Source organism: Microbacterium sp. AK009 (assembly GCF_013410955.1).
GTDB lineage: Bacteria > Actinomycetota > Actinomycetes > Actinomycetales > Microbacteriaceae > Microbacterium.
Window position 1 is genome coordinate 780,994 of the sequence record NZ_JACCCG010000001.1, and the last position, 17,518, is coordinate 798,511.

The window sequence follows — 17,518 nt, forward strand, 5'->3', positions numbered from 1 at the left end:
ACCGCCGGGAACCCTGACGAACCCGTTACACCGAACGCAACAGAAGCGTTAATCCTTCCCCGCGGCCCGGCGCACCTCCGCCGCCAGGGCGACGGGGGCGTCCTCCTGCAGATTGTGGCCGCCGGCGAGGGTGAGGACGGATGCCGCGGGCACGCGCTCCCGGAACACGTCGACGTCGGCGGCCGTGACGTAGCCGCGCTCGCCGCGGATCAGCTGCAGCGGGGCGCGGACGGCGGCGAGGTCTTCCCAGCCCGCCTCGCCGAGGACGGCGGCCACGGCGTCGCTTCCCGCTCCCTCGCCCGGGGGTCGGTCGCCCGCGGACGCGGCGGCTGCGAGGTGGGCGAAGTGGTGCTTCCACTCCACCCGCCCGTCGGCGCGGACGCGCGAGTTGAAGTACACGCCCCGCGCGGCCTTCTCCCGCGTACCGCCGCCGAGCCCGAACGCCATTGCCCTGTCCACGAGCTCGTCGCGGTCGGCCCAATCGGTGGGTCCGGAAAAGAAGCGGCGGATCTCGGCGGCCCCGGCGTTCGGGTCGAGGCCCGGCGTGATGTCGATCACGACGAGGCGGTCGACGAGATCGGGGCGGGCGGCGGCGACGGCGGCCGCGGTGAGACCCCCGAGCGACTGTCCGACGAGCACCTGGGGTCGATCGGTCCACGCGGTCATCGCCGCTGCGACGTCGGGTGCCAGCATCCGCCCGACGTACGCGGCGTCGTCGCGCCACGACGAATCGCCATGACCGGGCAGGTCGATCGCAAGAGCCGGGAGGCCGAGGGCGATGACGGTGGTGTCCCACGTGTGGGCGTTCAACCCCGCACCGTGGAGGAACGTCACCACGGGCCGGTCACCGGGTGAGTCGAACCACCATCGCAGGCCACTGACCACCCGCCCGTCGGCAAGATCGATCTGCAGGCGCTCGCCGCGGGGGAGCGGGCCGGTAAGCCCGGCGTCGGCGGCCTGTTCGGGCAGGAACGAGAACTCGTCAGCGGGTTCGGTCACGCCGCCATTCTGCCTCAGGCCCGCTCGCGGCCGCGCGGGTAGGCTGGCGCCATGATCGCGGAACAGCGCGTGCACCTGGCGAAATCGGCGCCCCCTGCCTACAGCTCCCTCGCGGGCCTGGCCAAGCAGGTCGGGGCGATCGCCGCCGAGGCCGGGATCGACGACCGCCTGAAGGAGATCGTGCAGATCCACGTCTCTCAGCTCAACGGCTGCGCCTACTGCGTGCGCGTGCACGTGGAGAAGGGCGTGAAGGCCGGGCTCGACGCCGACGTCGTCGCGCAGATCGCCACCTGGCGCGATTCGGGCGTCTTCTCCGAGCGCGAGCGGGCAGGTCTCGAGCTGGCCGAGGCCTTCACGTTCATCCACGACGACGGGATCCCCGACGACGTCTACGACCGGGTCGGCGGCGTCCTCAGCGAAGCCGAGTACGTCGCGCTCAGCTGGATCCTCATCTCCATCAACGCCTTCAATCGCCTCGCGATCGCCGGGCGGTACCCGGTTCCGACGCGAGAGACCAGCGCGGCGACCCCCCGATGACCCCCGGTGACCCGCTCGTCCCCGGCAGCGTAAATTTCCGTGACACCGGGGGGCTCCCGGCCGGCCATGGCCGGACGCGATCCGGCGTCCTCTTCCGGTCGGGGAACCTCGCCCAGCTTGACGACGACGGGGTCGCGGCGATCGAACGCCTCGGCATCCGCACCGTCGTCGACCTGCGCGCCGACGACGAGGTCGCCCACGCCCCGAGCCGCGTGGAGTCGCTTCCGGTGACGACGGCCCACGTGCCGCTCTTCCTCGGATCGGTGACCTCGTTCTTCACCCAGGACATGAGTCTGTCCGACATGTATCGCTCGCTCGCCGAGGAATCGGGTGCGCAGATCGTGACCGCGATCCGCGCGATCCTCGACGATCCGCCGGCCCTCGTCCACTGCACGGTGGGGAAGGATCGCACCGGAGTCACCGTCGCCGTCGCGCTCGCCGCGGCGGGTGTGGACCGCGAGGCGATCGTCGCCGACTACGCCCGCACCGAGGGACTCCTGCCCGAGTGGCGCAACCGCGACATCGTGGCGCGGCTGCGGCAGTGGCATCCCGAGGCCGTGCATCTGGAAGAGCTGGCCACCCGATCTCCGGCACCGGTGATGCGGGCGTTCCTCGACGACCTGGAGACGCGGTACGGGTCGGCGGCGGGCTTCCTCACCGCACACGCGATGACCGAGCAGGAGGTGCGGCGGCTTCGCGACGTGCTGGTCGAGGAGGACACCGTCGCCGACAGCTCCGCCCCCGCCGAGAAAGACCTCGCGTCGAACGACTCAGGTTAGGCAACCCTTCCTCGGGGGTATAGTGGTGGAGCCATGTCGAAGACCATCCCGTCGCCCACCGAGCACAACACCGCAGCGTGCCGCTCGTCGCGGCACACGCGCGTGCAGCACGTGATCGCCGCCGACGAGTCGTCGCTCGTCGAACTCGAGACGCTGCTGGCGACCCTTCCGCTGTGCTCGACCGGGCGGGTCTTCATCGAGATCCCCGACAGCTCCGCGCAGCGCGACATCGCCGTTCCGCCGCGGATGGTGCTCACCTGGCTCGACCGCTCCCGCCGGAGCGGCGCACCCGGCACGGGTCGCGGCTGCGCCTCGGGCGAGGCACTGTCCCGCGCGGTGATCGCCTGGGCTGACGAGATGCTCTGCGACGACGGTGACGCCACTCGCATCCATCTCCTCGGCGGCTACCTGGGCACCGTCGACATCGTCGAGCATCTCACCGGCGTGCGCGGGATCGACCCGTCGCACATCCGCACCCCGGCTCGGTACGGGCTCAGCTCCGCGCGCTGACGCGCCCCGACCTGCGGGGAAGGTAGCGGCCGTCCTCCAGTCCGGCCTCGATCTCGAAGCGATTGCGCAGCGGATCACGCCCCGCCAGCAGGTAGAGCACCGGCAGTAGCAAGCCGTAGCGGCGCCACTGGCGCTTGTGCACGGCCTCGTGACGGAGCAGGCGATCATCGATCGTGCCCGCGCCGGTGAGGAAGCAGTCGCCGACGCACACACCGCCGCGGGCGAAGGTCCACGACGGCATGCCGCGGAAGATCACCAGGCCGCCCCGGCGCTCGACCCGCCCCGTGCTCCACAGCCCGCCCCACACGCGACCGAGGGCGCACCCGTAGAGGTACCCGAGATAGCTGACCGGTGAGTCCAGGAGCACCGCCGGGATGAACCGATCGGGGTCGGGCCGGTCGTCCGTCACGCGAGCGCCCCGACGATGCGCAGGATCGTGCCGAGGTCGTCCACGGCGGCCTCCGGAGCGGCGGGGGAGAACTCCGTCAGCGTCGCACCGGCGAGCGGGAGGCGCGCGCGCACCGCGCGGATGACCCCGACCACCTGATCGACGGTTGCGCCGAACGGCACCGGGTGACTCACCCCGCCGATCACGCTCGGGTCGAGGACGTCCAGGTCGACGTGGAGATACACCCGGCCGGCGCCGGTCGCCACGACGGCGTCGGCGACCGCGTCGGGATCGATGAGGGCGTCCGCACCGAGGAGGACCAGTCCGGACGCCGGGGCGAAGTCCTCCTCCTCCGGGTCGAACTCGCGGGTCCCCGCGAGCAGCACGCGATCCGCCGGCAGCGGCGGGTCCAGAGCCAGCCCCGCGGGGGCGTCACCGAGAAGCGCACGCACGACCATGCCGTGGAATGCGCCGCTGGGCGATGTCGCCGGCGTCTGCAGATCGGCGTGCGCGTCGAGCCACAGGACGGCCACGTCGGAGGTGTCGAGTGCTGCGAGGGAGGGAAGGGCCACGCCGCAGTCGCCGCCGACGATGACCGCCGGCCCCTCGCCGTCGGTGACCGCGCGCGAGACCAGCTCGGCGATGCGTGTCAGGGAGCTGAACCGGCGCACTCCCGAGCCGAGGTCCTCGCCGGCCTCGGTGGGGACCTCGAGGATGGTCGTGGCCGTGCGAGGGAGATCGCCGGCGATCGCGAGCGCGCCGTCGATGAGACGCATCGCCCGTGACGACGACGACCCCTGCCACTGCGGGACGACGATGAACCGTGCCACGTCGACTCCTTCCGTGAGAACGGCGACGGGGGTGGGCGATCGTGCGCCCACCCCCGTCGATGCGATCAGACCGCGTCGGGGCTGGCCGGCAGGGCCTGGGGCGTCGGGCCCCCGGTCTTCAGCGCAGCCAGCCGCGCCTCGACCTCGGTGAGCTCACCGACATCCTCCAGTGCGTTGAACTGAGCGTCCAGGCTTGAAGCGGCCAGTTCCTGCTTGCCCTGGGCCAGGGCCTCCTGGCGGCGGACCTTGTCTTCGAACCGGCCGAGCTCGCTGGTGGGGTCGAGCACGTCGATCGAGCGGACCGCGTCGTGCACCTTGGTCTGGGCCTCGGCGACCTTCGCGCGCGACAGCAGCTCGGAGCGCTTGGACTTCAGCTGGTCCAGCTTCTGCTTCATGCCGTTGAGGCCGTCCTTGAGCTTGTCGACGACCTCGGTCTGGGTGGCGATGGTCGGGGCGATCGCTCGCGCCTCGTTCTCCTCGCTGATCTGGCGCTGGAGCGCGATCTTGGCGAGGTTGTCGAACTTGTCGGCGTCCACGGTGTTGCCCTGGGCGCGCAGCTCGTCGGCCTTGCGGCTGGCCGCGAGCGCCTTGTTGCCCCATTCGGCCGCCGCCTGCACGTCCTCCTGGTGGTCGCGCTCGAGCAGGCGCAGGTTGCCGATGGTCTCGGCGATGGCCGACTCGGCGTCGGCGATGGAGTTGGTGTAGTCGCGCACCAGCTGGTCGAGCATCTTCTGCGGATCCTCGGCCTGGTCGATGAGGGCGTTGATGTTCGCTCGGACGAGCGTGGAGATGCGACCGAAGATGGACTGCTTGGCCATCATGTTTCCTTCCTGTCGGTACGTGGGGTGAGCCGGAGCTCGGGGTCGAACGATGTCGGTGGCGGTGGCGGTGGTGGGTGCGGAAGCGCTCGGCGGGTCAGAAGCGGCCACCTCCACGGCGTCCACGTGTGCCGCCCCCTCCGAAGCTACCGGTGCGGAATCCGCCGCCGCCCGATCGGCGCCCGAATGATGCCGACCCGCCGGAGCGCCGTGATGATCCGCCGCCTCCGCTGAGGAGGGAGTTGACCACGATGCCACCGAGGATCGCCCCGAGGACGTCGCTGCCGCCGCCTCCGGCTCGACCACCGCCGAACATGCCGTCGCTGCCGAATCCGCCGGCGTCGAACGCGCCGACATCCCGTTGGGCCGTGGCGAGGGCCTCGTCGGCGAGCGCCTGGGCGCGCTGCGCCTCGGCCAGCGCGGAGCGCGGATCGGAGGACTGCAACTGCTCAGCCCGGACGGCGGCGGCGCCGGCCTCGGCCAGCCGGGTGCGGGCGTTCGCGCCCACCGCTCCGCGCCGCGTCATGATGTAGTCCTCGGCGGCGGCGACCCGGGCGCGGGCGCCGGAGAGGGTGCGGGAGAGCGTCTCGGTCAGCCGGCGCTGCTCGGCCTGGGCATCGCGGATCCCCGCGACGAGCGCGTCCAGCTGCTGATCGGCGGCCTGGAGCCGCTGCAGCGTCGCGAACGGGTCGCGGGGGCTCGCCGAGATCTCGTCGCGGGCGAGCCCGGTGACCTGCCGCGTGGCGGTGACGGCGGCGGCGACCTGCCCGTCGGGGTCGGGAAGCGCCCCCGACGCGGCCATCTCGCGCTCGAGCTCGGCGATGAGATCGGATGCCGCCTTCTCGGCGGCGCTCAGATCGGTGGCCAGCTTCTCCACCGCGTTCTCGAGCACCTCGGCCTGGTCGACGGCCTCTTCGGCGGCGCGGATTCCGACGGCGGCCTCGCCGCCGTCGCCGCTCTCCAGGGCGGCCCGGGCCCCGGTCAGCTGCTGCTCGGCGAATCCGAGGCGCTGGCGCGCCTGATCGACGTTGTCGGCGACCGCGCTGAGAGCGGTGTCGCGGTAGGTCGTGCGCAGCCGCGTCAGCCGCTCGTCGGCGACGCCGAGGCGGGCGACGGCGTGCTCACGCTCGCTCGATACCCGGGCGAGGGCCTCGGGCGCGGTGCGCTCGAGCTCGCGCAGCGCATCGAAATCCGCGGCCTTCTCGTCGAGCCCGGCGTTGGCGGCCTGGCAGAGCTGGAGGATGCGCTCGTTCCACTCCCGCCGGTCCGCTTCGGTGTCGGCGATCTCGTCGTCGAGGCGCTGCTTGAGCGTGAAGGCCTCAGCGAGCTGCGCCTTGGCGGCGTCGAGGGCGGCGACGAAATCCGCGGTGGCGGCGTCGCCGAACTGAGCACGGGCGAAGCCGAGCTCCTGTTCGCTCGTGCGCACGGCGTCGTCGGTGTCGACCAGCGCCGAGGCGGACTGTCGCTCGAGTTCGGCCAGGGGAACCTGGGGGACCTCCGGCGAGCCGGTCTTCCCGCCGGCTCCGGCGGTGCGGCGGCGGCGCACGACGAGCCAGATGACGACGACGGCCGCGATCCCCACCAGGACGAGGACGAAGATCCACCCCGCCCCGGCGCCGGAGGTGGTGGCGGACTCGAAGCCGGCGACCGTCGTGGTCACGGCGCCCACCCAGTCTCCGTCGCGGAGGAAGGGCCGGATCTCTCCCTCGATGGCGGTCAGCTCGTCGGCCGACACCGGGCCTGCGCTGTCGGCGGAGATGTAGTACTCCCGCCCGTCGGTCGAGACCGCGAGCACGTACTGGTCGACGCCGAGGCCGTTGCGGGAGGCCACCTCGTCGGCCCACTGCTGGCTGCCCTCGGGGTTGGTGAACTCCGAGACGAAGACGGCGTAGAGGTCGATCCCGGTCTGGTCGTACAGCTCGGCGAGCTGATCCTGGACCGCCGATTCCTGCGCCTGGTCGAGCACGTCGGACTCGTCGACCACGTACCCGGCTCCCAGGTCCACCGGGTCGGTCGCCGACGCGGCGGGTCCGACCGCCACGAGGATCATCGTCAGCGCCGCCGTGACCGCCGCCGCCCATCGCGCACGCATGGATCAGCCTCCCACCGTGAGTCTATGCAGGGGGGCTGACGCCGCGGTAGGGAAACGTCCAGGCTCGCCCGATTCGCGGGTCGCTGCGTCACGCGACGGCAGCTGACGGGTAGGTTCTTCGCGGTCTCGGAGGGAAACGCATGGACGATCGATACGGTGGCGACGTGCTGTCGGCAGGGTGGCGCGAGCGCGGTCGTCCGGTGATGACGCGCGTGGCCGCCGAGCGCGACCTCGTCGTCGAGGTCGCAGACGACGGGTTCTGCGGAGCTGTGACCGGCGTCACCGGGGGGCTGGTCGAACTCGAAGACCGCCTCGGACGCCGGCGGGTGTTCCCGCTCGGCCCCGGCTTCCTCGTCGACGGAGCCGACGTGATCCTCGACCCGCCGCGCCCCGCAGCGGCATCGGCGCCGCGGCGCACGGCGTCGGGATCGTTCGCCGTCGCCGACGCGCGGGCGCGCACGGCTCGCGCGAGCCGCATCCTCGTCGAGGGGCGCCACGATGCCGAACTGGTCGAGAAGGTCTGGGGCGATGATCTGCGGGTCGAAGGTGTGGTGGTGGAGTACCTCGAGGGGGTCGATCATCTCGCCGATGTCCTCGACGCCGACCCGCCGGGTCCGCAGCGCCGCTACGGCGTGCTCGTCGATCACCTCGTGCCGGGCTCGAAGGAGTCGCGGCTGTCGACCGCGATCGAGGCGTCTCGCCACGGACCCTTCGTGCGGATCGTCGGGCATCCGTTCATCGACGTCTGGCAGTGCGTCACGCCGCGGGCGATGGGCATCAGCGCCTGGCCGGAGGTGCCGCGGGGCATCGAGTTCAAGGTCGGCGTCTGCCGCGCGCTCGGCTGGCCCGCCCGCGATCAGGCCGACATCGCGCGCGCCTGGCAGCGCATCCTCGGACGCGTGAGCTCCTACCGCGACCTCGAGCCGGCCCTCCTCGGCCGCGTGGAGGAGCTCATCGACTTCGTCACCGAAACCGGCACCGTCACCGAAACCGGCACCGTCACCGGAACCGGCACCGTCACCGAACCGGCGCCCTGACCGAACCCGGCGCCGTGTGAGGGGTCGGTAGCCTGGAGTCATGCCCGAAGCCGCCGACGTCCGCGTCTTCCGTGAGCGCCCGGTGTCGTTCGTCCGCCGCAGCGGCCGGATGTCGGAGGCGCAGGAACGCGCCTGGGACGAGCTGTCGGACCGCTACCTCCTGGAGATCCCGCGCGCGGAGGCCGCCACGAGCGTCCACCCGGGATCGACCATCGACCCCGAGCGGGTCTACGGCCGCCGCGCGCCACTGGTGGTGGAGATCGGGTCGGGGCAGGGGCACGCGATCGTGCACGCCGCCGCATCCCGTCCGGGCACCGACTTCCTCGCGGTCGAGGTCTTCCGTGCGGGCCTCGCCCGCACCATGCTCGACGCCGACCGGGCGGGAGTGGCCAATCTCCGGCTCGCCGAGGCGAACGCGCCGGAGGTTCTCACCCATCTCCTGCCGGAGGGCTCGGTGGACGAGCTGTGGATCTTCTTCCCCGACCCCTGGCACAAGAAGCGCCACACCAAGCGCCGTCTGATCGAGCCGGGCTTCCTTCCGTCGGTGCAGCGGGTGCTCCGCCCTGGAGGCGTCGTGCGCCTCGCTACGGACTGGGAGGATTACGCGCGGCAGATGCGCACCGTCTTCGATGAGGCGGCGGGGTTCGACCGTGACTTCGCGGGGGAGTGGGCCGAGCGTCATCCCGGCCGGGTCCTCACCGCGTTCGAGCGGAAGGGCGAGCGCGCCGGCCGGTCGATCCGCGACCTCACCTACCGCCGCACGGGGAGCCGCTGATGCCCGCCGTCGACGAGGTCACCGTCCTTCACCGCCCGGCGGTGTCGGCGAAGCTCGTCCCGGCGATCCTGGTGTGCCTGGCCGCGCCCGCGTTCTTCGTGCTGCTGCTGCCCTGGCTCGGGTGGGCGCTCCTCGCCGCCGGTCTCATCGCCGCCTTCCTGGTCGAGCGAGCCGATGCCCGCCGTGCGATGGCCTCCGGAAAGACAGCCGACGCGTTCGAGGGACGCCGGCCCCCCGGCATCCTCCGCGATCTGTCCCTCATCGCCGCCGGCCTGCTCATCGTCAGTGCGATCCCCCTGAAAGCCGAGCTCGACAACATCGCGATGCTGCGCTTCACCGTCGCCCTCGGCGGCGCGGTCCTCGTGCCCTATCTGATCTCGCGCTTCGTCTACCGCGACTACGCGATCCGCTTCCCCTGGCGAGGCGGCGGCCGATGGACCGCGTTGCAGTGGGGCTGGCTCGTCGGAGTGCTGGTGCTCGGGTGGCTGATCCTGCCGTTCTACTTCATCACCTCGGGGGTCTACCAGAACTGGCCGGTCGTGGACACCCCCGACCTCGTCGCCCGACTGTTCGTCGGCGTGGGTGCGGTGGGGATCTGGGACGAGCTGTTCTTCATCTGCACGTGCTTCGCACTGCTGCGGCGGCACTTCCCCGACGTGCAGGCGAACGCCCTGCAGGCGATCATCTTCGTGTCGTTCCTCTGGGAGCTCGGCTACCGCGCGTGGGGGCCGGTGCTGACCATTCCGTTCGCGCTCCTGCAGGGCTACATCTTCATGCGCACGCGGTCGCTCGCCTACGTCGTCACGGTGCATCTGCTCTTCGACGCGGTGGTGTTCGCCGTCCTCGTGCACGCTCACAACCCGGGGCTTCTCGACGCCCTGTTCTTCGTCCCCAGCCCCTGAGCGCGGCGCGCGTCGCGGCCGTCGGAGGCGGGGCGCGACGTCTCCGCTCGCCGCAGCGGGCCGCTCCGCGGCATCCTTCGCCCTGTCGTCCTGGCGCGCGGGTCGTCCTCCTCATCGAGCTATCGAGCTCGGGCAGATCGTGTTCGGCCGCTGTGGGCGACCATTTCCGTCACCTCGATCTGGTGGGCGGGATCGGGGTGGCGCAATTGGTCGGTCTTCGGCGCTGTGGGCGACCATTTCTGCCACCTCGATCCAGTGGGCGGAATCGGGGTGGCGCAATTGGTCGGTCTTCGGCGCTGTGGGCGACCACTTCTGCCACGTCGATCCGGCTGGCGGGGAGAAGGTGGCGCAGATGGTGGGGTTGAGCGCGTCAAGGTGACAATCTGCGTCACTTCGATCGCTCGCGGGGCGGCGGGGCGCGGAGAACGTGGCGCAAATGGTGGGGTTGGGCGCGTCAAGGTGACAATCTGCGCCACGTCGATCGGGCGACGCGCGTAGAGCTGAACGCGCGCGGCACCGCGATCACGCCGAGATGAAGGAGTGCCCCCGACAGGAATCGAACCTGCGACCTTTGGTACCGGAAACCAACGCTCTATCCCCTGAGCTACGGAGGCGTACCGGTCGAGATTACCACCCGGGCGGCGGCCTTCCCGACGGTCAGGGGGTGACGACGTCCGCGTCCACCGGCGCGTCGGCGACCACGTCGGCACCTTCGCCGAGCGTGCGGACGGCCTCGGCGACGCGGTCGGCGAGGTAGGCGTGGCCCTCGGTGGAGGGGTGGTCGCGGCCGATGCCGGTGTCGATCACGGCGTCGTAGTTGGCTCCGGTGATCCATTCCTCATCGATGGGGGAGATGTACCACCAGCCACGGCCGGCCGCGAGAGCAGCGAGGTCGTCGTCGATCTCGGCGGTCGCGGCCTCCACCGGCAGCACCTGCGGTGCGGGGCCGAGGATCACGACGGTGGCCTCGGGGTAGGTCGCCGCGACCGCATCCCAGGCCGCCGTGACGGCCTCGGAGTACCCCGCGGGGTAGAGGCGGCGGTCATTGATCGAGCCCTGCAGGATCACCAGGTCGGGGTCCAGCGCCGGGTCGAGCGCCGCCACGCGCTCACCGAACGACCCGCCGTCCAGGCCCGGCTTCAAGTAGCCACTGCCGCGAACACCGTTCACCACGACCTCAGCGCCCAGGCGATCGGCCAAGAGGTACGCGTAGCCGAGCGATGGGTCGCTGGCGGCGGAGCCGAAGGTCCACGAGTCACCGAACACGAGGATGCGAGGGGCTTCGGGGAGTGCCAGGGGCGCGAGCTGGATGACCGCATCCTCGGGCGCGGCGACGGCCACGGGAGGGGCCGGAGGCGGCGTCAACCAGGCTCGGATGCCGGCGACGGCGGCCACGGCGCCGACGGCGACGGCGAGCGCCAGCACGGCCGCGATCAGGCGGCCACGCCACGACAGCCGGGGGGCGAGGGGACGGGTCACACGGGAAGGGTAGATCACTCCTGCCGCGGCACCGAATCCGACGCTCTCGGAGCATGCGAGGATACTCCGGTGCCGCGTGTCGTGACCGCTGAATTGGACCTGGAGATCTGGTCTCCCGTCGACCTCATCCTCCAGGTCGCGGCGACCCGCCACACGCCTCTCGCCGAGGAGTCGCTGACGCTGCGGCAGGGGGATCGCGAGTACACGCCCACCGAGATCGTCGACCAGAACGGCAGCCGGCTTCACCGGATCACCGGTGAGGCCGGCGTGCTCGAGGTGCGCTACCGCGCCGTGGTCACCGGCCCCGCCGCTGCCACCGAGCCGCGCGACCTCGAGACCATCACCTACCTGCGCCCGAGCCGGTACTGCCAGTCGGACGAGGTGTTCGCCCAGGCGCGCCGCCAGTTCCGCGGTCTCGAGGGCGCCGAGCTGCTGACCGCCGTCGAGGACTTCGTCGCCTCGAGCACGACCTACGCGCCCGGGCTCAGCCAGGGCACCGACAGCGCGGTCACGACGCTGATGACCGGGCAGGGCGTCTGCCGCGATTACGCGCACGTCGTCATCGCGCTGCTGCGGGCGATGGACGTGCCGGCACGCTACACCGCCTGCTACGCCCCGGGGCTCACGCCGATGGACTTCCACGCCGTCGCCGAGGCGTACCTCGACGGGGCGTGGTACGTCGTCGACGCGACCCGCCTGGCCGATCGGCGCTCGCTCGTGCGCATCGCCACCGGCAGGGACGCTGCCGACTGCGCGTTCCTCAGCTACCACGGCGGTGCGGTGGGGCTGCAGCACCTGCGGGTGAATGCCGAGTGGATGACGGGAGCCGACGCCGACCCGGACCTCCCCGGCGGAGCGGACGACCATCGCGCGCTCGTGCGGATCGGCTGATCCGCGGCATCCGGCGGGTGCCGACGCCACATCTAGACTGGTCGGGCTATGAATCCCGACACGCTTTCCGCCGCCCTGCTCGACGTCATCACCCCGCTCGCCGAGGCCCGACGTCCGGGCGCGAGCGAAGGGCTGACGGCGGCCGATCTCGTGCTGGAGCGGCCGAAGAACCGCGACCACGGCGACTGGGCCTCCAACGCCGCGCTGAAGCTGGCGAAGGCGGTCGGGGCGAACCCGCGCGAGTTCGCCGGTGAGATCGCCGAGCGGCTGCGCACGGTCGACGGCATCGCCGAGGTCGAGGTGGCAGGACCCGGCTTCATCAACATCCGACTGGATGCCGCTGCCGCGGGCGCACTGGCGAAGCAGATCGTCGAGGCGGGGGAGGCTTACGGCACCGGTGATGTGCTGGCCGCGGAGGTCATCAACCTGGAGTTCGTCTCCGCGAACCCGACGGGTCCGATCCACCTCGGGGGAACCCGGTGGGCCGCCGTCGGCGACGCGCTGGCACGCCTGCTGTCCTCGCAGGGTGCGCGGGTGACCCGCGAGTACTACTTCAACGATCACGGGGCGCAGATCGACCGGTTCTCGCGCAGCCTCCTCGCGGCCCACGAGGGTCGGCCGACCCCGGAGGACGGGTACGGCGGCGCGTACATCGGCGACATCGCTCGGCGGGTGGCGCTGGCCTATGACGGCGACATCGACGCGCTCGAGCCCGCGGCCCGGCAGGAAGTCTTCCGCGAACTCGGCGTGGGGTTCATGTTCGACGAGATCAAGGCCAGCCTGCACGAGTTCGGTGTCGACTTCGACGTGTACTTCCACGAGAACGACCTGCACGACTCCGGCGCCGTCGAGCGGGCCGTCACCCGGCTTCGCGAGCTCGGTCACATCTACGAGTCGGAGGGTGCCACGTGGCTGGCGACGACGCAGTTCGGCGACGACAAGGATCGTGTCGTCATCAAGTCGGACGGGCAGCCGGCCTACATCTCGGGTGATCTTGCGTACTACCTCGACAAGCGCGAACGCGGCTTCACCCAGTGCATCATCATGCTCGGGGCCGACCATCACGGGTACGTCAAGCGGATGATGGCGATGTGCGCCGCGTTCGGAGACGAGCCCGGCCGCACTCTGCAGATCCTGATCGGACAGATGGTCAATCTGGTCAAGGACGGGCAGCCGATGCGGATGTCCAAGCGCGCCGGAACCGTCGTGACGATGGAGGATCTGGTCGAGATCGTCGGCGTCGATGCCGCACGCTACGCGCTGACGCGCAGCTCGGCCGATTCGAATCTGGATGTCGACCTCGACGTTCTGCAGAAGCGCACCAACGACAACCCGGTCTTCTACGTCCAGTACGCCCACGCCCGCACCCACAACGTCTCGCGCAACGCCGCGGACTCCGGGGTGGACCGGTCGGAGTTCGCCCCCGAGCTGCTCACCCACGAGACGGAGTCGGCGCTGCTCGGGGCCCTCCAGGAGTTCCCCCGTGTCGTGGCGTTCGCCGCCGAGGTGCGCGAGCCGCACCGGGTCGCGCGCTACCTCGAGGAGCTCGCCGGGCTCTACCACCGCTGGTACGACAACTGCCGCGTCATCCCGCTCGGGGATCAGCCCATCGAGCCGGTGCACCGCACCCGTCTGTGGCTGAACGATGCCACCGGCCAGGTGCTCCGCAACGGCCTGACGCTCCTCGGCGTCTCGGCACCCGAGCGGATGTAGGACCGTGACCCGGGGGGACACCCAGCCGACGCAGCCGCTCCCCGAGTGGGCGTTCGCCACCGCGCCCGCCCCGCGCCGACGCCGCCGGCTCTGGCCGTGGCTGCTGGCCTTCTTCGTGGTCGCCGGCCTTGCGGTCGTGGCCTGGTTCGTGGGGGAGGCCGTCGCGCGCGACCTCGTCGTCCGCACCGTCCGCGAGCAGGTGATCACCACCCTCGCCCTCCCCGCCGATCAGCAGATCGACGTCGAGGTCGAAGGGGCCGTCCTCCCGCAGCTGATCCGCGGGACCCTCGACGACCTGACGATCTCCTCGGACGCCGTCACGATCGGGCCGTTGACGGGTGACATCGATGTCCGCGTCCAAGGGGTGCCGATCCGGGGGGATGCCGACCTGGCGGACGGATCTGGATCGGTCACCCTCGACACGGCGCAGCTGCAGGCCCTCCTCGCGAGCCTCGAGGGCTTCCCCGACGGTGCCGAGGTCGCGCTCGACGCTCCCGACGTGCGCCTGTCCACCGCGTTCCCGGTGTTCGGCGTCGACGTGCCGGTCACGATCGCGGTCGTCCCCTCGGCGGTGCAGGGCGACCTCGCCCTCACCCCCTCCTCGGTGTCGGTGGCGGGCGCGGAGCTCACCGCGGACGGCGTGCGCGACCAGTTCGGCGGACTCGCCGACGGCGTGCTGCGCACCTGGACCGTCTGCATCGCCGGCGACCTGCCGGCGGGGATCACCCTGACCGACCTCGCCGTGGCAGGCGACCGGCTGACGGGATCGTTCGATGTCGACCCCGCCATCATCCGCGACGTCGCGCTGCAGGAGAACGGCACGTGCGCATGACGGGTCGGATGCTGCCGGATGCCCCGCGACCGGTGAGCGGTGGGGCTCTGCCCTAGACTGCAAGGACTGCCCGACACGTGAGTCTTCCGGTCGAGGCAGCCCGTCACACCGGCGATCCCGGTCGACGTCGCGCCGAAGCATCCACTGATTGGTCTCCCACCCGTGTCCGCCGCCCCATCGCCCGGCTCGTCCGCCGCTCGAGACGTGCCCGTGGATCCGAACGCGCTCGCCGCCGCCGTGTGGCCTGCGGGTGCGCACCGCGACGGCGCCGGGGAGCTCGTCCTGGGCGGGGTCGCGGCGACGGAGCTCGCGGCGCGGTTCGGCACCCCGCTGTATGTGATGGACGAGTCGGAGGTGCGTGAGCACGCCCGCCGTGCACGCGCAGCCTTCGAGACCGCCGCCGCCGCGCACGGCACCGCGGCGCGTGTCTACTACGCGGGCAAGGCGTTCCTGTCCACCGAGATCGTGCGCTGGGTCACCGCCGAGGGCCTGGGGGTCGACGTCGCCAGCGGCGGAGAACTCGCCATCGCGATCGCGGGCGGAGCGGATGCCGCGGCCCTGGGTTTCCACGGTAACAACAAGAGCGTCGCCGAACTCGAGCGGGCGCTCGACCTGGGCGTCGGCTCCATCGTGGTCGACAGCCACATCGAGATCGAGCGTCTGGCCGCTCTGACGGCGCGGGCCGACGCCGGGCACACCGGCCCGCAGACCGTGTTCGTGCGGGTCAACAGCGGCGTGCACGCCGAGACCCACTCGTTCCTGGCCACCGCGCACGAGGACCAGAAGTTCGGCTTCGCCCTGCACGACGCGCCGGCCGCGGTCGCCCGGATCCGCGAGATCCCGGGCTTGCGCTTCGGCGGGCTGCACTCGCACATCGGGTCGCAGATCTTTGGCGTGGCCGGATTCCGCGAGGCCGCCGCGCGTCTCATCGACCTGCACGCCGCGCTGCTCGAGGGCGGTGAGGTCCCCGCCCTGAACCTCGGCGGCGGGTTCGGCATCGCCTACACCGAGGCCGACGAACCGACCGACATCGCAGACCTCGCCGCCGCCATCGTCGGCGCGGTCGCGGAGGAGTGCGCGGCCCGCGGCGTCCCCGTTCCGCGCCTCGCGTTCGAGCCCGGACGCTCCATCGTGGGCCAGGCGGGCGTCACGCTGTACGAAGTCGGCACGGTCAAGCCCGTGCACCTCGAGTCCGGCGTCGACCGGCTGTACGTGAGCGTCGACGGCGGGATGAGCGACAACGCCCGCACCGCCCTCTACGGTGCGCAATACTCCGCGCGTCTCGCATCACGCACGAGCACCGCCGTCGCCGCGCTCAGCCGGGTCGTGGGCAAGCACTGCGAGGCCGGCGACATCGTGGTCGACCTCGAGTACCTGCCCCGCGATGTCGCCCCCGGCGATCTGCTCGCCGTGCCGGCGACCGGCGCCTACTGCTACTCGCTCGCCAGCAACTACAACGCCGTGCCCCGGCCCCCGGTCGTCGCCGTGCGCGACGGCGAGGCCCGGCTCATCGTCCGCGGCGAGAACGTGGACGACCTCCTCGCCCGAGACGTCGGCGCCGCGCCGCGGCCTGCCGACGCGTCAACGAAGGGACCCCATGCCTGACTACCGTCGCTTGCGCGTCGCGCTCCTGGGAGCCGGCGCCGTCGGCTCGCAGGTCGCCGCTCTGCTGCGTCTGCACAGCGCCGAGCTCGCCGATCGGGCCAGCGCCAGCCTCGAGCTCGCCGGCATCGCGGTGCGAAACCTCGACGCGCCTCGCGAGACGGACCTGCCCAAGGAGCTGTTCACCACCGACGCCGAAAGCCTCATCGTCGGAGCGGACATCGTGATCGAGCTCATGGGCGGGATCGAGCCGGCGCGCACCTACCTCCTGCAGGCGATCAACTCGGGCGCCGACGTCGTCACGGCCAACAAGGCGCTCCTGGCCACCCACGGCCCCGAGATCTTCGACGCCGCCGACCAGGTCGGCGCGCAGGTGTACTACGAGGCCGCCGCGGCGGGCGCGATCCCGATCATCCGGCCGCTGCGCGACTCGCTCGCCGGTGACCGCGTGCAGCGAATCATGGGCATCGTCAACGGCACGACGAACTACATCCTCGACCGCATGGACACCGAGGGTGCCGAGTTCGCGGACGTGCTCGCCGACGCGCAGCGCCTCGGGTACGCCGAGGCCGACCCGACGGCGGATGTGGAGGGCTACGACGCCGCTCAGAAGGCCGCGATCCTGGCGAGCCTGGCCTTCCACACCTCGGTCCCGCTGGAGTCGGTCCATCGTGAGGGCATCACCGGGATCGACAAGGCGATGATGGATGCCGCGCGGCATGCGGGTCTCGTGATCAAGCTGCTCGCCGTCTGCGAGCGCCTGCGCGACGGCGACTCCGAGTCGATCTCGGTCCGGGTGTACCCCGCGCTCATCGACCGCACCCACCCCCTCGCCAGCGTCCACGGGGCCAACAACGCCGTGTTCGTCCAGGCCGAGGCCGCGGGCAACCTCATGTTCTACGGCGCAGGCGCCGGCGGCGTGCAGACCGCCTCGGCCGTCCTTGGCGATGTGGTCTCGGCCGCGCGGCGGCATATCGCCGGCGGCGTCGGCGTGGGGGAGTCCACCCGCGCCAATCTCGCCGTCGTGCCGATCGGCCAGGTCACCACGCGGTACCAGATCACCCTCGAGGTCGACGATCAGCCGGGGGTTCTCGCCACGGTGGCGGGCATCCTGTCCGAGGGCCGGGTGTCGATCGCGACCGTCGAGCAGACGGTCGCCGGCGAACCCGTCCCCGGCGGCGGCACCGCGCCCCAGACCCCTGAGAACACCGCGCGCCTGGTCATCGGCACGCACAAAGCCAAGGAGCAGGACCTCAGCGAGACCGTGTCACGACTGGCCGGCAGCGGCGTCGTCGAGCGGGTCGTCTCGGTGCTGCGAGTGGAAGGAGAGTGAC

17 protein-coding genes and 1 tRNA gene are annotated in these 17,518 nt (G+C 71.6%); 11 read left to right on the forward strand and 7 right to left on the reverse strand.

All coding sequences use genetic code 11. The annotated features are described in order from the left end of the window. Positions 1–48 precede the first annotated feature (48 nt). Positions 49–999 carry an alpha/beta fold hydrolase gene (locus HDC37_RS03660; protein ID WP_179558993.1) on the reverse strand — a complete coding sequence of 317 codons (951 nt, stop codon included), beginning with the start codon at positions 997–999 and terminating at the stop codon, positions 49–51. A gap of 51 nt (positions 1,000–1,050) precedes the next feature. On the opposite strand from HDC37_RS03660, the gene HDC37_RS03665 reads away from it, so the two are divergent. From HDC37_RS03665 to HDC37_RS03675, 3 genes are read left to right on the forward strand one after another with little or no spacing between them, the layout of a single operon-like run. After that, complete coding sequence (locus HDC37_RS03665; RefSeq protein ID WP_179558994.1) at positions 1,051–1,536, forward strand: carboxymuconolactone decarboxylase family protein; 486 nt, start codon at positions 1,051–1,053, stop codon at positions 1,534–1,536. Further along, positions 1,533–2,315 (forward strand): tyrosine-protein phosphatase, encoded by a 783-nt coding sequence (locus tag HDC37_RS03670; RefSeq protein ID WP_179558995.1) that lies wholly within the window; start codon positions 1,533–1,535, stop codon positions 2,313–2,315. The genes HDC37_RS03665 and HDC37_RS03670 overlap by 4 nt, the downstream gene beginning before the upstream one ends. A 33-nt stretch (positions 2,316–2,348) precedes the next feature. After that, positions 2,349–2,825 (forward strand): SIP domain-containing protein, encoded by a 477-nt coding sequence (locus HDC37_RS03675; RefSeq protein ID WP_179558996.1) that lies wholly within the window; start codon positions 2,349–2,351, stop codon positions 2,823–2,825. On the opposite strand, the gene HDC37_RS03680 is transcribed toward HDC37_RS03675, so the two are convergent. From HDC37_RS03680 to HDC37_RS03695, 4 genes are all read right to left on the reverse strand, one after another. Next, positions 2,809–3,234, reverse strand: coding sequence for a Fe-S oxidoreductase (locus tag HDC37_RS03680; protein ID WP_179558997.1), 426 nt, complete (start codon positions 3,232–3,234; stop codon positions 2,809–2,811). The two genes, HDC37_RS03675 and HDC37_RS03680, sit on opposite strands and share 17 nt — an antisense overlap. Further along, positions 3,231–4,043: an arginase family protein gene (locus HDC37_RS03685; protein ID WP_179558998.1), complete on the reverse strand. Its 813-nt coding sequence runs from the start codon at positions 4,041–4,043 to the stop codon at positions 3,231–3,233. The genes HDC37_RS03680 and HDC37_RS03685 overlap by 4 nt, the downstream gene beginning before the upstream one ends. A gap of 65 nt (positions 4,044–4,108) precedes the next feature. After that, complete coding sequence (locus HDC37_RS03690) at positions 4,109–4,861, reverse strand: PspA/IM30 family protein (protein ID WP_179558999.1); 753 nt, start codon at positions 4,859–4,861, stop codon at positions 4,109–4,111. A 97-nt stretch (positions 4,862–4,958) separates the two neighbouring features. Next, positions 4,959–6,953, reverse strand: coding sequence for a TPM domain-containing protein (locus HDC37_RS03695; RefSeq protein ID WP_179559000.1), 1,995 nt, complete (start codon positions 6,951–6,953; stop codon positions 4,959–4,961). 140 nt (positions 6,954–7,093) lie between these two features. Between HDC37_RS03695 and HDC37_RS03700 the strand changes: the two genes are divergently transcribed. The 3 genes from HDC37_RS03700 to HDC37_RS03710 are packed head-to-tail and all read left to right on the forward strand — an operon-like array spanning position 7,094 to position 9,667. Next, complete coding sequence (locus HDC37_RS03700) at positions 7,094–7,990, forward strand: DUF3097 family protein (protein ID WP_179559001.1); 897 nt, start codon at positions 7,094–7,096, stop codon at positions 7,988–7,990. Positions 7,991–8,030: 40 nt separating this feature from the next. After that, positions 8,031–8,765 (forward strand): tRNA (guanosine(46)-N7)-methyltransferase TrmB, encoded by a 735-nt coding sequence (trmB, locus tag HDC37_RS03705; RefSeq protein WP_179559002.1) that lies wholly within the window; start codon positions 8,031–8,033, stop codon positions 8,763–8,765. Beyond that, on the forward strand, positions 8,765–9,667 hold the full coding sequence (locus HDC37_RS03710; RefSeq protein WP_179559003.1) for a CPBP family intramembrane glutamic endopeptidase: 903 nt from the start codon (positions 8,765–8,767) through the stop codon (positions 9,665–9,667). The genes trmB and HDC37_RS03710 overlap by 1 nt, the downstream gene beginning before the upstream one ends. Before the next feature lie 541 nt (positions 9,668–10,208). Here the strand turns inward: HDC37_RS03710 and HDC37_RS03715 are convergent. Next, positions 10,209–10,281 (reverse strand) — tRNA-Arg (locus HDC37_RS03715). A 43-nt stretch (positions 10,282–10,324) separates the two neighbouring features. After that, positions 10,325–11,146: an SGNH/GDSL hydrolase family protein gene (locus tag HDC37_RS03720; protein WP_308472070.1), complete on the reverse strand. Its 822-nt coding sequence runs from the start codon at positions 11,144–11,146 to the stop codon at positions 10,325–10,327. Positions 11,147–11,215: 69 nt separating this feature from the next. On the opposite strand from HDC37_RS03720, the gene HDC37_RS03725 reads away from it, so the two are divergent. The 5 genes from HDC37_RS03725 to HDC37_RS03745 all read left to right on the forward strand — a co-directional run bounded on the left by HDC37_RS03725 (position 11,216) and on the right by HDC37_RS03745 (position 17,517). Next, positions 11,216–12,037 (forward strand): transglutaminase family protein, encoded by an 822-nt coding sequence (locus tag HDC37_RS03725; RefSeq protein WP_179559004.1) that lies wholly within the window; start codon positions 11,216–11,218, stop codon positions 12,035–12,037. 48 nt (positions 12,038–12,085) lie between these two features. Further along, positions 12,086–13,750, forward strand: coding sequence for an arginine--tRNA ligase (gene argS, locus HDC37_RS03730; RefSeq protein WP_179559005.1), 1,665 nt, complete (start codon positions 12,086–12,088; stop codon positions 13,748–13,750). A gap of 4 nt (positions 13,751–13,754) precedes the next feature. Then, positions 13,755–14,582, forward strand: a complete 828-nt coding sequence (locus HDC37_RS03735) for a DUF2993 domain-containing protein (RefSeq protein ID WP_179559006.1) — start codon at positions 13,755–13,757, stop codon at positions 14,580–14,582. A gap of 162 nt (positions 14,583–14,744) precedes the next feature. Beyond that, positions 14,745–16,187: a diaminopimelate decarboxylase gene (gene lysA / locus HDC37_RS03740; protein ID WP_179559007.1), complete on the forward strand. Its 1,443-nt coding sequence runs from the start codon at positions 14,745–14,747 to the stop codon at positions 16,185–16,187. Then, entirely contained in the window at positions 16,180–17,517 is a 1,338-nt protein-coding gene (locus tag HDC37_RS03745) for a homoserine dehydrogenase (RefSeq protein WP_179559008.1), read from the forward strand. The genes lysA and HDC37_RS03745 overlap by 8 nt, the downstream gene beginning before the upstream one ends. Position 17,518: the final 1 nt, after the last annotated feature.

Bases quoted from the DNA above. Each gene is read 5' to 3' on its own strand.
- HDC37_RS03665 (WP_179558994.1), top strand. From the start codon at position 1,051: ATGATCGCGGAACAGCGCGTGCACCTGGCGAAATCGGCGCCCCCTGCC.
- HDC37_RS03670 (WP_179558995.1), top strand. From the start codon at position 1,533: ATGACCCCCGGTGACCCGCTCGTCCCCGGCAGCGTAAATTTCCGTGAC.
- HDC37_RS03675 (WP_179558996.1), top strand. From the start codon at position 2,349: ATGTCGAAGACCATCCCGTCGCCCACCGAGCACAACACCGCAGCGTGC.
- HDC37_RS03690 (WP_179558999.1), bottom strand. From the start codon at position 4,861: ATGGCCAAGCAGTCCATCTTCGGTCGCATCTCCACGCTCGTCCGAGCG.
- HDC37_RS03695 (WP_179559000.1), bottom strand. From the start codon at position 6,953: ATGCGTGCGCGATGGGCGGCGGCGGTCACGGCGGCGCTGACGATGATC.
- HDC37_RS03700 (WP_179559001.1), top strand. From the start codon at position 7,094: ATGGACGATCGATACGGTGGCGACGTGCTGTCGGCAGGGTGGCGCGAG.
- trmB (WP_179559002.1), top strand. From the start codon at position 8,031: ATGCCCGAAGCCGCCGACGTCCGCGTCTTCCGTGAGCGCCCGGTGTCG.
- HDC37_RS03710 (WP_179559003.1), top strand. From the start codon at position 8,765: ATGCCCGCCGTCGACGAGGTCACCGTCCTTCACCGCCCGGCGGTGTCG.
- argS (WP_179559005.1), top strand. From the start codon at position 12,086: ATGAATCCCGACACGCTTTCCGCCGCCCTGCTCGACGTCATCACCCCG.
- HDC37_RS03745 (WP_179559008.1), top strand. From the start codon at position 16,180: ATGCCTGACTACCGTCGCTTGCGCGTCGCGCTCCTGGGAGCCGGCGCC.